The 15,018-nt window shown below is 61.8% G+C and carries 7 protein-coding genes and 1 pseudogene; 4 read left to right on the forward strand and 4 right to left on the reverse strand.

Annotated features, from left to right (window positions below):
* Positions 1-50 precede the first annotated feature (50 nt).
* From SB772_RS00755 to SB772_RS00770, 4 genes and pseudogenes are all read left to right on the forward strand, one after another.
* Complete coding sequence (locus SB772_RS00755; protein WP_410831377.1) at positions 51-413, forward strand: DUF485 domain-containing protein; 363 nt, start codon at positions 51-53, stop codon at positions 411-413.
* Entirely contained in the window at positions 410-2,059 is a 1,650-nt protein-coding gene (gene actP / locus SB772_RS00760; RefSeq protein ID WP_410831378.1) for a cation/acetate symporter ActP, read from the forward strand. The genes SB772_RS00755 and actP overlap by 4 nt, the downstream gene beginning before the upstream one ends.
* 380 nt (positions 2,060-2,439) lie before the next feature.
* On the forward strand, positions 2,440-3,354 hold the full coding sequence (locus SB772_RS00765) for a helix-turn-helix transcriptional regulator (RefSeq protein ID WP_410831379.1): 915 nt from the start codon (positions 2,440-2,442) through the stop codon (positions 3,352-3,354).
* A gap of 231 nt (positions 3,355-3,585) precedes the next feature.
* Positions 3,586-5,010, forward strand: a pseudogene (locus SB772_RS00770) (winged helix-turn-helix domain-containing protein); the annotation flags it as partial.
* A 4-nt stretch (positions 5,011-5,014) separates the two neighbouring features.
* On the opposite strand, the gene SB772_RS00775 reads toward SB772_RS00770, so the two are convergent.
* From SB772_RS00775 to SB772_RS00790, 4 genes are all read right to left on the reverse strand, one after another.
* A complete protein-coding gene (locus tag SB772_RS00775; protein ID WP_410831380.1) occupies positions 5,015-10,600 on the reverse strand; it encodes an AAA family ATPase in 5,586 nt (1,861 codons plus the stop codon).
* Between the two features lie 77 nt (positions 10,601-10,677).
* Positions 10,678-12,399 (reverse strand): FAD-dependent oxidoreductase, encoded by a 1,722-nt coding sequence (locus SB772_RS00780; RefSeq protein ID WP_410831381.1) that lies wholly within the window; start codon positions 12,397-12,399, stop codon positions 10,678-10,680.
* Between the two features lie 38 nt (positions 12,400-12,437).
* The gene (locus SB772_RS00785) at positions 12,438-13,967 is read right to left on the reverse strand and encodes an alginate export family protein (RefSeq protein WP_410831382.1); all 1,530 of its coding nucleotides are present in this window, start codon (positions 13,965-13,967) and stop codon (positions 12,438-12,440) included.
* Positions 13,957-14,913, reverse strand: a complete 957-nt coding sequence (locus SB772_RS00790) for a VOC family protein (protein WP_410831383.1) — start codon at positions 14,911-14,913, stop codon at positions 13,957-13,959. The genes SB772_RS00785 and SB772_RS00790 overlap by 11 nt, the downstream gene beginning before the upstream one ends.
* Positions 14,914-15,018 lie beyond the last annotated feature (105 nt).

The raw sequence follows: 15,018 nt of genomic DNA on the forward strand, positions 1-15,018 counted from the left end.
TCGATCAACTGTTGCAGCATCGATAAGAAGCCGTTTCGAAAGGAGACAAAGTGGAACATGGCGCCCCAACCTATCCGATGAGCGCGCAACACGTCGCAAGCGACCCGCCGCCCCCGGCAAATCCGCTGCTCGACGATCCGCGCTTTCGCGCACTCGTGCGAGCGCGACGCACGTTCTCGTGGATTCTCACGATCCTGATGCTGGCTGTGTACTTTGCCTTCATTCTCACGCTTGCGTTCGAACCGGCGCTGCTCGGCCGGCCGATCGTCGACGGCTATCCGGCAACGTGGGGGATTCCGGCCGGCTTCGGCATGTTCGTCTTTACCTTTGCGCTGGTCGCGGTGTATGTCGCGCGAGCCAATACCACCCAGGACCGCGCCGTGAGTGAAATCCGGCAAGGAGCACGGCAATGAAACGGAATCCTCTCTTGCATGGCCTGTTGTCGAGCGCCCTGCTTCTCAATGCCCTCACCGCTGCGGCCGCCGAAACCGCGGCGCCGTCGCGATCGCACAATCCCATCGCGATCGGCATGTTCCTGTTGTTCGTCGCATCGACGCTGTTCATCACCCGCTGGGCAGCAAAGAAGAACCACAGCGTTTCCGACCACTATGCGGCCGGCGGCAAGATCACTGCCTTCCAGAACGGTTGGGCGATCGCCGGCGACTATATGTCCGCCGCTTCGCTGCTGGGTATTTCCGCGCTGGTTTTCACGAGCGGCTACGACGGTCTGATCTATTCAATCGGCTTTCTCGCCAGCTGGCCCATCATTCTCTTTCTGATTGCCGAGCCGCTGCGCAATCTCGGGCGCTATACGTTGGCCGACGTCGTGTCCTATCGACTGCAACAGCGGCCGATCCGCGCATTCGCTGCCTCAAGCTCGATCGTCATCGTGCTGCTCTATCTCGTCTCCCAGATGGTCGGCGCCGGCAAGCTTGTGGAATTGCTATTCGGTTTCAACTATACGGTCGCGGTCGTGATGGTCGGTGTGCTGATGGTGGTGTACGTGTTCTTCGGCGGCATGCTCGCCACGACATGGATTCAGATCATCAAGGCAGCCCTGCTGCTCGCGGGCGCCGCCTTCATGGCGTTCATGGTGCTCAACCGCTTCGGCTTCAGTCTGAATGCTCTCTTCTCGCAGGCGATCCTCGCTCATCCGAAGCATGCCGCAATCATGAGACCGGGCGGCCTCGTGTCGGACCCGGTTTCCGCCGTCTCGCTCGGATTGGCGTTGATCTTCGGCACGGCCGGATTGCCGCACATCCTGATGCGGTTTTTCACGGTGGGCGACGCGAAGGCAGCCAGAAAAAGCATTCTGTACGCGACGGGCATCGTCGGCATCGGCTACGCGCTGATCATCATCATCGGCTTCGGCACGATTGCGCTGGTCGCGACCGATCCGCAATATCACACGGCCTCCGGCGCCGCGATCGGCGGCGTCAACATGGTGGCCATTCATCTGGCGCACGCCGTGGGCGGCAACGTGTTTCTCGGCTTCATCTGCGCGGTCGCCTTCTCGACGATTCTCGCGGTCGTCGCGGGTCTGACGCTCGCCGGATCGTCGGCTCTCTCGCATGATCTGTACGCGAATGTGATCCGCCGCGGCCTGGCCACGGACCGGGAAGAAATGCATGTGTCGCGAATCACCACACTTGTGCTTGGCGTGCTCGCCATTCTGTTGGGCATTGCCTTCGAGAAGCAGAACATCGCGTTCATCGTCAGCCTGACTTTCTCGATCGCGGCCAGTTCGAACTTTCCAGTTCTGCTTCTTTCGATTTACTGGCGCGGCATGACCACGCGAGGCGCGGTGCTCGGCGGCTCGCTCGGGCTGATCACGGCGGTGACCTTGACGATCCTCAGCCCGACAGTCTGGGTGCAGGTGCTTGGACACGCGCATGCGATCTATCCGTACGAATACCCGGCGCTCTTCTCGATGATCGTTGCCTTCGCCGGCGTGTTCTTTTTCTCGATCACCGACACCTCGCCACGTGGCGCGCGCGAACGTGCATTGTATGGCAATCAGCTCGTCGACTGTGAGCTCGGCATGGTGAAGCACGGATAACGCTAACAGCAGACAAAGGAGACCGATTCATGGATTGTATTTGTTGTGTTTCGCCGAAACGCCGCCGGCTGCTGAAGACCTGACGCGAACCGCCTTCCACGGCCATGGAGGGCGCTCGCCCGATCCGGTGCTTCAGCAAAAATCCTCCCGCCCCCTGCTCCACCCTATACGCGCGGATTAGCGGCAATCCTGATCGATGCCGCCCATCGAAAGCTGGACGAAAGAAATGAGTCGCCGGATCACCGAACCTGAACGAAAATTAATAATTGACTCCGGCATTTTCGAGATAATCGTGCGGCGATGCTGATTATCTTCCTCTCCAGCTGTTGGCAAAGCGAACGGGCATGCGGCTGTAGCGCGACGAACGGAGGTGATGGATCATGTTTAACGGTACAGAAACGTCCATCGCGACGGCAGCGCGCCAGAAGGACTCGCTGGGATGCCTTTCTAATCAATTACACAAGGACCTGGAACTCCACACGGGTGAATTCGCGTTTTATCGCAAATGCAGACACCACGAGAAGACCAGTGAAGTTGCAACCCCGGCTTCGGATCGCGGCTTCCTGATCGGCGTTTCGCTGGCAGCGGGCCATCGCAGGCGGATTTTTTCAGGGAACCAGTCGGCGTCGCACGACTTCGAAAAAGATTCGGTCTACATACGTAATTTCGACGAAGACTACCGGGCCGACTTGCATGGCGCTTTCGATTTCGTGCTGGTTGAACTGTCGCGTGCTTTTATCGCCAACGCCTGCTACGAGCGCAACGGCAGGGTCATCCATGGCTTCTCGTCACCGCCCGCCCGCAAAGACCCGATTTTCGGCCACCTCGCGCAAGTATTGGCGCTGACACTGGATAGTCAGAACGAGGCAAGCCCACTCTTTATCGAGCAACTCGGCGTTACGATCGGGACCCGTCTGATCGACCGGTACGGGCATGCGCCGGCCCAATCCGACAGCAAAAACCCGCGGCTCTCGAGTCTGCACGAAACGCGCGCCAAAGACATGCTGCTCGCGAAAGCGCAGGGCAACGTTTCGCTGGGTGAGATCGCGGACGCCTGCAACCTGTCGCGCAGCTACTTCATCCGGGCGTTTCGTGAAACCACGCGTCGCACACCGCATCAATGGTTGCTGGAGCAGCGCATCGATCGCGCGCGCGAGTTGCTCAGGCATTCCGACTCGTCCCTGTCGGACATCGCCATCGCATGCGGTTTCTCCGATCAAAGCCACTTCACACGAACCTTCTCCCAACTGGTCGGCACCCCGCCGGGTACGTGGCGCCGGCAGGCCCGCACCTGAACGAACCATCGGCCGCTCGCGGTTTGATCAGACGGCAGCCTGACCGCACGAGCGGCACCTCGCTGCGCCAATAGACTTTTCTACAAAGCACCGCACTAACGTGCAAGACGCATAAGGCTAGCCGCGGTACCTTCGTACTGTACCAGGCTCCGGCATCTGCGGCTGTCCCCTCGCGCCGGCATGCGACATACACACCGTGACTCGCTCACTGTTTCTGAACCTGAAGAAGTCGTGATCGAATTAGGCCGCTTTCAGCTTGATCTGAAGATGCGCACACTGCAGCGGAACAGCGAAACAGTTCAACTCGGGTCGCGTGCCTTCGACATCCTTGCCGCCGTGGCTTCCGCCAATGGCCGTCTCGTCACGAAAGACGAGTTGATGAAAACCGTCTGGCCCGACACCATCGTCGAAGAAAACAATATCCAGGTCCATCTATCAGCGCTGCGCAAAGTACTCGGTCCCGACCGGGACCTGATTCTCACCGTGCCCGGGCGTGGGTATCAGCTTCGCCAGCGTCCGGCATACGCCCTGCTCGACGAAGCCGGAGTACGGGCGTCCGGCATACGGGCATCCGGCATACGGGCATCCGGTGCTCGCCGTCTCCCCCCGCCTAAATCCGGACTGCTGGGGCGCGACCTGGCGGTCAGGCAAATCCGCGCGACGCTGGAACAGGCGCATGTGTTGACGCTGGTGGGCGCCGGCGGCATCGGCAAAACGAGTGTCGCCATCGAAGCAGCACACCATAGCTCGGCGGACTTCGTGGAGCCCGTCTGCTTTGTCGACCTGGTCGCGTTGGCCACCGAAGAGGCCATGCTCCGCGCCATCGTCGAGAGCTGCGAGCTGCCCGTGCCCGACCCGCAAGTCAACGTCGAGCAGGTGGCGGCAACCCTGGCTCGGCAGCGCAGACTGCTTGTATTCGATAACGCGGAGCATGTGATCTGCACGGTGGCGCGCATCGTCGAGGCACTGGTTGCCGGCAACGACGCGCTCCGGGTGCTCGTCACCAGCAGGGAACCGCTACGTATCATGCCTGAGACGGTGTTTCGGGTTGAACCGCTGGATGTGCCGCCGCCTCGCTCCACCGATGCGGACATCCTGCGGTGTTCGGCGGTGAATCTGTTTTTGCAGCACGCTAATTCATTGCAAGGGAAAGTGGGTAGCGACGGCTCGGAGATCCAGCTCGTCGGCGAAATTTGCCGCCGGCTCGACGGCATTCCGCTAGCGATCGAGCTCGCGGCGGCTCGCGTCGTCGCGCTTGGCGTGGAAGGCGTGTATCGCCGGCTGGACGATCGCATGGCGATTCTGTCGGGCGGTTATCGGACCGCGCTGCCGCGCCATCAGACCTTGCGCGCGACATTCGACTGGAGCTTCGCGTTACTCGATCAGAACGCGCGGTCGCTCTTCCGGCGTCTCGCGGTATTCGGCGACGCCTTTACGTTTGAGGCGATGTGCGCGGTCGCGTGCGACGAGGCTTACACGGTGGCGAACGCGATCGGCAGCATTGGCGAGCTGGTTGCGATATCGCTTATCAGCGTCGAGTTCGAGGGTCCGGTGGCAAAGTATCGCCTGTCCGAATCGACCCGTGTGTACGCGATGGCGAAGCTCCAGGCGGAAGGCGAGCAGGAGGACATCACCGCGCGGCATGCGCACTATCTTCCGGCTACGCGGCGCTCGGCAGCGTGAACACGAAGATCGTCCCGCGGGGGTAGCCGGGACCTGCGGTCAACGTCCCGCCGTGCGCTTCAATAATGGATTTGCAGATGGCAAGTCCCATGCCCATGCCGGTTTTCTTTGTCGTAAAGAAAGCGTCGAAAATGCGAGACCCGATTTCTTCGCTGATCCCGCTGCCGTTGTCCTGCACGGACACGACCACCGAGCCCCGGTCGTTGACGCAGGAAGTGACGCTCAGCAAGCGCTGCTTCGCGTCAAGATCACTCATAGCATCCGCGGCGTTCATGACGAGGTTGAACAGAACCTGCTGCAATTGCACCCGGTCGGCCATCACGGAGCGGTCGGCCGCCAGATCCAGCCGCACGGCCAAACTCCGCTGCTCGACTTCAGCGGCAGCGAGTTGGAACACTTCACGAACCACACCGTCGACAAAGGTGGGAACGAAACTCGGCTTGGCTTCCTTCGCCAGAGACTGCAACGCCCTGATGATGTCACCGGCTCGTTTGCCGTCTTTCACGATATCGCGCAAGCCCCCTAGTGCTTCCGGAATGTCCGGTACTGGTCGGTTAAGCCAGCGTACTCCCGCGCTCGCATTCGACACGATCGACGCCAGCGGCTGATTGATCTCGTGCGCGATGGAAGCGGCAAGCTCGCCCATCGTGGTCGCCCGCGACGCTTTCGCCAGTTCGATCTTGGCGTTCTGCAACGCCAGCCCGGTTGTGTGCCGATCCGTGAAATCCGTGACGACGCCAACAAAGTTGCTGACGCCCGATGGCTCGCCAAGCACCTCGAGATATTTGACTACCCCGTCCGGCGTTACGATCCGGAACTTCTGCCGGAATGGCGTGCGATTGTGTGCGGCCAGTGTGACAGCCTCCTGGTAGAAGCCGACGTCCTCCGGGTGAATCCGTTCGAGGACCGCCTGGATGCTCGGGCTCCCCGCCCCGATCGGCAGGCCGAACACGTTATAAAGCTCTTTCGACCAGTAGCGCTCGCCCGTCAACGAGTTCCAGATGTAACTTCCCGAACGACCGACCTTTTGTCCCAAAGCAAGCGCCTCCTCACTCATGCGCAACGCCATTTCCGTTTCCTGGCGCCGCTGGTTTTCTTCCACGAGTTCGGCATACAGGCGGGCTGTTTCAAGTGAAATAGCAGCTTGCGAAGCGAGCATTTCCAGCATCGACGTGCGGCTCGCCGTGAATACGCCTGCGGTCAGATTATTCTCCAGATAGAGCACGCCAACGGCGTTACCCTGTTTGACCAGCGGCAAACAGCACACGGAACGAACGGAACGGTTCGAAAAGGAAGCGTCGAACGAGAACTGCGGATCACATTGCGCGTCCTCCACTACGACCGGCTTGCGTGTGCGCAGTGCCGTGTACAACACCGAAGCCGGCACATCTTCACGCGTCACCTTGTCTTCACCCAGCGTCACCTGAACACCACCCGGCTCGTCCCGCCCGATCGCCTCGATGACCGGCACATTGCCCTTTAACAGAATCAGCATGCCGCTTTGCGCACCGGCGTGAACGATGGCGAGCGTGACGAGTGTCCGGATGAGTTTGTCGAGCACGATCTCCTCGGACAGCGCCTGTGACGACTTCAATGCGGACACGAGGTCGAACTGCTGCTGCGCATCGGGAATTTCGACCGAAGGCCGCGAAGTCACAAGCCGTTCGAGCGAAAGCCGGACAGGACGCTGGGCGCGTTCGAGCCGCCCGACTTTGGCCAACGCGCCCCAACGCGTGTAACCGTCGATCGCGCGACGGCTGTGATGCCGCGCCGCACTGAACAGACCGTTCGCCTCGGAGCAAACGGACGCGAGTTCGTGAGCGAGCGCGTTGCCGTGGTTGAAGCCGTTTTCAGATGCCGCCTCGGCAGCCTGCTCGTACAACGACAGTGCCACGAGCGGCGAGCCGCTGAGCCGCGCCACTTCGCCCTCGACCAACAGGAGCTTGTCCCTGAACGTGGCCGGATTGAGCTGCGCCCAATTCCGCAGTTTCACCAGATGCGGCTCGATCGTAGCCACCACGGCAGCCGCATTGTCCGCGCCGCCGGACAGCTTCGCCAGAGTCAGCGCCGTGTAAAGGTGATAGTCCAGCAGATGAATGTGCGCCGGTGTCCCCCACTTCAGCTCACCGGCAACGGCCAGGCAATATTGTGCGTTCTGATAGTCGCCGTGAAAATAACAGGAAACGCCTTTCAGAAGCCAGATCCAGAAGCGCAGCGTCGTCATCTGCGTATCGAGCACGTCGGCGTCGAAGGTCATTCTGCCGTCGACCACGACGCCGAAATTGCCCGGTAGCCCAGGGCCGCCCGTCAAACTGCGGACGAAGCGCTTCTGCAGTTCGAGGATACCTTCGACGTCCTTGAAACGCACACGTCTTGCGAATGACAGCCCCACGTCGATTTCCTTGTCGACCTGCTCCAGCGGCACCCCAAGAATCAGCAGGTCCGACACGATGTGATTGCACGCGTAGCAGCTCATCGTCAGATCGCCGCTCGGGCCAGCCGACTCGAATGCGGCGCGTGCGCATTCCAGCACGTACGAAAGAGGTTGGGTCCAGACAGCGACCTGATCGAGCGCAACCAGCGTACTGGTGGCCACCGCATGATAGCCGCGCTCCTCACCCAGCTTTCGCGCCAGACGGGAGAACTCGAACCCCTCCGAGTATTGGCCGAAAAATTCCGCGACGTACACGCCGAACCACGCCAGGCAATGTGCCGAGGCCGCCGTGATACCGTGGTCAATCGTCAGCTGCACCATATGGCACAGGTTTAGAAAGCCAAGCCTTTCGTTCACGAACGATGCGGGCGCATAGACACTCACCAGCAGATTCATCTCCGATTCGATCGCCGCATTGCGCATGGGCGGCAAATCGGCGATCGAGGCAAGCGTTCGCGTTCCAAGCGATTGATTGACCCGGCTGTAAGCGGCCTCGACATCCGCTGCTTCCGGATAACGCGGCAGGACCGTACCGAACAGCTTGATCCCTTCGAGGGCGGTATCGACGGCGGCTTCATAGTCCGACAGATGTTGCTGCATGTCGGCTTTCAGCTTATACACCGATGCACGCGCAATGATCGACAGATCCTGGTTCAGCAGCTTTTCGATCCGGGCGCCGGCAGCATCGAAATTCGCATCCAGAATGTGGCATTGCACCCGCAGAATGCCGATCTCGTAGCCGAGCGATTGAGAATAGTCTTCTCCACTGGCGTCGAGAAGCTTCTGCCCGACGTCCAGGTAGTTCAGCGCGGACTGGATGGCAATCGCTTCCTTGGCGTGACGGGCAGCCTGCAGACAGATTCTGCTGAAGACAGTCGTCTCGTGCGCGTCGAGTTCGCGCAGCGCCCCGGCAGTCTGGGCGCGTTCGATATGGTGAGCAATGTCGAACGCCGGACTCTGCACGTCGCGCACGTCGAAATCTTCCAGCAGGATGCGCGCGATACGGGCATGTTCGGCACCGCGCTCCTCCGCGGCGATCAGCGCATACGCCGCTTCCTGAACCCGGTCGTGCGCAAAGGCGAATCCCGTCCGGTCCGACACGATCAGCCCCGCCTCCACCGCTGGATGCAGTCGGCGCTCCAGTTCCACGCCGCCGGCAAGATCGAGCCGCACCAGCATCGCCCTGTCGAGCCGCCTTCCCATCGACGCAAGCAGCTTGAGGACGGCCTGGGCCTGGGCGGGCAGTCTCGTCAAACGCGCAACCATCAGGTCAACGACGTTATCGGAAGCCTCGTATTTGCCAATACGATCGATATCCCATGTCCAGCGGCCGGCCATACCGTCGTAGCAGATCAACTGGTTGTCGGCCAGCGCCAGCAGCAGTTGTTTGATGAAAAAAGGATTGCCGCCCGTCTTCTCGTGAACGACCGCAGCCAACGGATAGACGTGCGCGGAATCGCAATGCAGCGCGTCAGCCAGCAAGGCCGCGACATTCGCGGTATCGAGCGGCGCCACGTCAATCGTGGAGATGCGAGCGCTTGCGCGCGGCAACGAATTCAGGAAAGCCCTGAACCTGGGTGACTGGTCGACTTCATTGACGCGATACGCGCAGATCAGCAGCACATGCCGGTCCTCGACCGTCGTCAGGAAACTGGCGATGAAATTCAACGTTGCATCGTCGAACCAGTGAACATCGTCGAAAAAGAGAATCAGCGGGTGTGCCTCGGTCGCGAAGACGGACAGCAGACGCGTGATCAGCGCCTGGAAGCGAAGCTGCGCTTCCACCGGCGGCAGATCCGGCACGTCCGGCTGCACGCCGAGCACCAGTTCCAGTTCGGGAATAAAACTGACGAGCAGTTTGCCTTGCAGCCCGAAGGCTTCGCGCAGCACGTCTCGCCAGCCGTCCAGCGCGCTATCGTTCTCACCCAGAATGCGCTGGAACAGCGAGCGTATAGCCTGCATCAGAGGCGCGTACGGCGCATTCTGGCCGTACTGTTCGAGCTTTCCCGAGGCGAACAGCGCAGGAGTCTGCGCAGTCGCGCGGTGCACGTTGCGCACGAGTTCCGATTTGCCCGCACCCGAGTATCCGGACACGAAGATCAGTTCCGCCATGCCCTGCCGCGCATTGCGCTCGAACGCGTCGAGCAGCACATTGTATTCATGCGTGCGGCCGAACAGACGATGCGCGACAGCGGGATTTCTGACGTTGTCCTCCGCGGCCGGCTCGAATGGAACGATATGCTGCATCTCGTTCCAGTCCGCCAGACAACGACGCAAATCGGTCTCGAGACTCGAGGCGCTTTGATAACGTTCCGCGGGGTTTTTGGCCAGCAGTTTCAGGACAATCGAGCCCAGCACAGCGGGAAACGATCGACGATGTTGCCGCGGGTCGGCGGGCTGGCGCGCCACGTGGTTATAGACCCACTCGAGCGCATCCGCCGCCTCGAAAGGCAATTGCCCCGTGAGCAGTTCATATAACGTCACGCCGAGCGAATACAGATCGCTTCGCTCATCGGCATGCCCTTCCGCCCGCCGGGCCTGCTCCGGCGACATATAAGCCAGCGTGCCGTACAAGGTGTCCGGTGATTCGGTCAGCGGATCGCCGACCACGTTAAACGCGTCACGAAAGCCCAGCAACCGGATCGTACCGTCGCTGCATTCCAGCAGATTAGATGGCTTGAGGTCGCGATGCAGGACGCCGCGCGCGTGCGCGAGACACAGAGCATGCGCGGCGCCGACCGCGATGCGCAGGAAACGGCTGACCGCGATCATCCCGTCGGCAGGCGGCAGAACCAGCGTGCCACCGTTGTCTTCGTACACGAGCACCGGACCCCGCAACAGCCGCACGAGCGCGACCGGCCGCACGGCCCATGTCGAATCGAGCTTGTCGGCCAGCGCGAATTCCTGCTGCAAGCGCCGCAATACCGCTTCCGAGGGCAGATCGGTCGGCACCGCGATCAGCCACGACTGCGCGGCGTCCTGCGACCTCGCGCGATAACGCACGATGTTTCCGTCGACCAGCAGGGCCTCGAGCGCAAGCCGGTCGAACCAGTCCTGGTCAAAACGCACAGTGACACCCGAGTCCGGCGACGATCCGCGAACTCCCTCGATAAATGCCCCCGTACTCAACTCATTTCTCCCATGCGTCAAATGGAACGCCGTGTCGCATGCCGACCCCACCTCTGCCTTTCGTCAACAGAACGGCCCTACGCGGTCGCGGCCGTCAACTGGCTCAGGTACGCATGGATCTGACTGACCACGGCCGCGCCGTCGCCCACAGCCGCCGCCACCCGTTTCGCGGACTCCGAACGCACGTCGCCGACCGCAAACATGCCCGGTATGCTGGTTTCGAGCGGATAGCGCGTGCCTGCTTCAGACAGCCCATGCTCACTGCGGGCGAAACCCGTGACGACAAACCCCCTGTTGTCGAGCTCCACGCCGCTCGAGTCGAGCCAATCGGTCTTCGGGTCCGCACCGACGAAGAGAAACAGATGACGGGTCGCGATGACTTCGTTCACGTCCTCGTCTTCACGCCGGATATGAAGGTGAGTGAGTCCGGCTTCGTCGCCATCGAGCGAACGCAGCGTGCAGCGCGTGCACAGCGTGACGTTAGGCAACGAGCCGATCCGGTCGATCAGGTATTTCGACATGCTGGCCTCGAGGTCCTTGCCGCGAATCAGCACACGAACGCTGCGCGCGAAATTGGCGAGAAACACGACCGCCTGCCCCGCGGAGTTGCCCCCGCCGATCAACACGATGTCCTGCCCCTTCACCAGCTTCGCTTCGATCGTCGACGCCCAGTAGTACGTGCCGCGTCCGTCGAAACGATCGAAGCCGTCCACGGTCGGCTTCCGATAGGCGGCGCCGCTTGCGACCACGACCGTGCGAGCGCCGATGCGCTGCCCGTCGAGCAAAGTCAGCATGAAGATGCCTTCATGACGGCTCACATCCGTGACCTTGCCGGGAATCGCCAGATGCGCGCCGAACTTCAGCGCCTGCTGGAACGCCCGCGCGGCGAGTGCCTGGCCCGAAATACCGGTGGGAAAGCCCAGATAGTTTTCGATCCGCGAGCTGGCGCCAGCTTGCCCGCCCGGCGCACGCTGATCGAATACGGCAACCGACAAGCCTTCCGTGGCGGCATACACGGACGCCGCCAGCCCGGCAGGTCCGGCACCGACGATCGCCACGTCATAGACGTGCGATTGCTCGAAGGTCGGCACGAGCCCCAGGCACGACGCGAGCTGGACCTCGTCCGGCGCGCGCAGCACGTTGCCGTTCGGGCAGAACACGAGCGGAAAGTCGTCGGGGCCAGTGGTCATGCCGCCCAGCAGCGTAAGCGCCTCGGGATCGCTACGCGCGTCGATCACCGTCGCAGGGTAGGCATTGCGGCGCAGAAAACTTTGCAGCCCCATCAGCCGCGAGCAGTCGCCATCACCCACGATGATCGGCCCGAGCCCCTGCTCGATCAGTCCAAGCCGTCGCAGGATCAGGGCGCGCATGATGTGTTCGCCAAGTTGCGCATCGGCCACGATCAATGCGCGCAGCCTTTCCGGTTCGATCACTAGCGTCTCGACGTCCGTCAGTGCGACACCGTCGATCAATGCCGGTTTGCCGGAGAGTTGCGCCATCTCGGCCATGAAGTGTCCGTCTTCATGTTCAGTAACGAGCGTCGAGCGGCCGAAACTGTCGCGCGAATAGATTCTCACGCGCCCACGCAGCAATACGAACAGGCCGAGTGCAACGTGCCCCGTTTCGAAGATCAGTTCGCCGGCGTTGAACGACATCGGCCGGGCGAAACGCCGCAAACTTTGAATCTCCGCCGCCGAAAGACGGGGAAACATCTGGTGCTGACGGTACTCCAGCGAGGAGTTCGGTATATCGAGTTCCGACGGTGCCGTCGCTTCGTTGGATAAATCGGGAGTGCTCATAACATGACCTCGTCTGGCATGGTTTGCAGATAGCGCTTCTACCAGCCGAATTTGAGTTCCGCGCCTACGTAGTCGGCATTGCGGGCGCCCAGTTCGCGCAGCGACGGTCCGACCTGAAAATGCACGGCCTCGAGCGCCGCGGCGAGATTCGCGGCGACGGCCCAGTCGGCGCGAAGTTGCGTATAGAAACCCGTCCAGCGGCTGCCGTGTCCCGCCGTACCCGGCACGACCGCCGAGCCTTGCTGGTAGACCGCGTCAGCGGTGGTCTCGCGCCACTGCAGCCCCACGCCGGCCAGCAGCGTCAGCTTGCTGCTCGGTTTAAGGACGAGCGACGGCTTGAGGTGAACCAGGTTCGAGTAGCCGGTATAGCCGGCCAGCGCGAAGTAGTAACCGTTCGGAAACAGCGGATTGAACGTACCGACGCGGCCGTCTCCCGGATGGTTGTCGCCCGATGCGGCGTCGATCTGGATACCGAGCCGGGGTGTCCATGGCACGGTGGTCAGCGTATAGCCGGCGAGCGAGCCCACCGCCCACGCCCCGATCGTCTTGCTGCCGACATGGCCCGACTGAACCATCCCCTCGACGTCCCAGTCGATATGGTTCACGTTGCCGGAATAGCGCGCATCGAATACGTCGCGATGTTCGCCGCCGACCGCGTCGAGAAAGTGCGCGTTGCTGCGGTTGTAGCGCGAGTAATACGCGGACAGATCGCCGGGCCCGACGCCCTTGCGCTCCACGCGCACACCGCTGAATGTCAGATCGCGATTGGAGACGTCGTCGAAATCCGAGTTGTCGCGATACTGAACCGGCTGCGTCGCATAGGCGATCCAGCGCCATGGACCGGTTTCATAGTCGACCCATAGCGCGTCGAATGCCTGACGCACGTTCGGCCCGTCACGGACCGAGACAAAGCGCTGCAAGTCGAACGCCATTTCCTGCCGGCCCACGCGGAACTTGAAGGTGCCGGGCCCAAGCGGCTCGGTGATCGCGACGAACGCCTGGCGCAGATCCAGCGGATTCTTGTCGACCGGCGTGACGTTGTCCTTGCCGTACGGACGCGCGTCTTCGAACTGCGTGAAGATCTGCACGTGGGGGCCAAGGTGGACATCCGCATGAACGTCGAGACGTTGCAGCAGATACGTGTCGTCATGCCCCGACCCGAGACCGAACAGCGGCGCGTCGTTCATCTCCAGGCGCTCGCGGAGCACCACGCCGAGCGAGATATACGCATCGGGATTGCCGAACAGCGGAATGTACTTCAGCGAATCGAGCGGCCGTTTCGGCACGCAGGGATTGGCCAGCACGCCCCAGTTTTCCTGCCAGCGGTTGAACATGATTGCAGGCCGCGCGCACGACGCACTCGCAGGGGCCGAAGTCACGGCGGTGTCGGCCGCGGAAGTATCGTCAGCCCCGCCGAGCGCAGTGTCCGCCGCTGAGGCCGGCAGCGCGGCCGCGAGACCCGCGCTGAACAGCAACGCACGCGCGGCGCGCCGTGCGCAAAAGCGCAGCGCGCGCCCGCGGGACTTAAGTGACCGCAACGGCTTCATGACGTTTGCGTCACTTGCCATCGTGCACTTCAGCAATGTACCGGCCCGGGAATTCGAGCATGGCGGTCGTACCTGTCGCGCTGTGGTACGGCGGGAAAAGCACCTTCGCGCCGGCCGCCTGTGCGCGCTCGATCGTCTGGGCGACATCGTCCACGCTATAACCGGTCGTTTCGGTTCCGAACGGGACCGGCAGCTTGCCGTCCGTGACGAACACAACCATTTGACCGAAGCCGGAGTTGATGCGGATCACGCGGATCGTCTCGCCCGGCCGGCCGATCGCGCCGGCGTCCGCACGCGGGTTGTCCGACACCACCTTGCCGTGCGAGAAGCGCAGCCACCGGCGAACGAAGTTGTCCGCTTCGTAGCGCGACACGTACACACGGTTGTCCGGCACGCTCTGCAACGGCGCATAGTTCGGCGCCTTGGTGTGCCAATAGAGCTGCATCGTCACGCCGCCCGGCCATTGAATAATCGCGTCCTTGCCGATCGGATCGTCGAACGTATCGACGACGATGTCGGCACCGGCCGCACGCGCGGCTTTCACTGCCTTGTCGATATCGGTAACCAGATAGCCGGTTCGCTCATTGCCGAACGGATACGGAATCGCCGTTTCGAAGCCGAACACCGAGAGCATGCCGACCGGCGTTTGCACATACTGCGACGCGGTTTTGCTCGGCGTGGGCGTTACCGTGAAAACCGCACGTTGGGATGCCTTGCCGCCGAAGGTCGCGAGAAAGCTGTTGACGAACGCGTCGAGATCGGCCGAAGCCACATAGACGTGAGTCGTGCCGTACTGCGCACCGACCGATACGTCGGGATATTTCGCGGCGACTGCGGCTTTTCCGCTCGACACCTCCGGCGGCCCGGCATCGGCGAATGCGGATACGGATGCGACCGAAGTCAAACCAATCAGTATCGCCGCGCAGAGAGACGCGATTGAACGGAGCTGATTAAGCGACTTGAACATGTAAGTTACCCAAAGTATTAGCAATGTTTGAATGGTCTGCCTCTGACCGAGGCGGGGTGCGTTGTCTGTCGAGCGTTTGCGCAGCCCGCGATCAGCGCAAGAACG

This window comes from Paraburkholderia sp. SIMBA_030 (assembly GCF_046535245.1).
Taxonomy (GTDB): domain Bacteria; phylum Pseudomonadota; class Gammaproteobacteria; order Burkholderiales; family Burkholderiaceae; genus Paraburkholderia.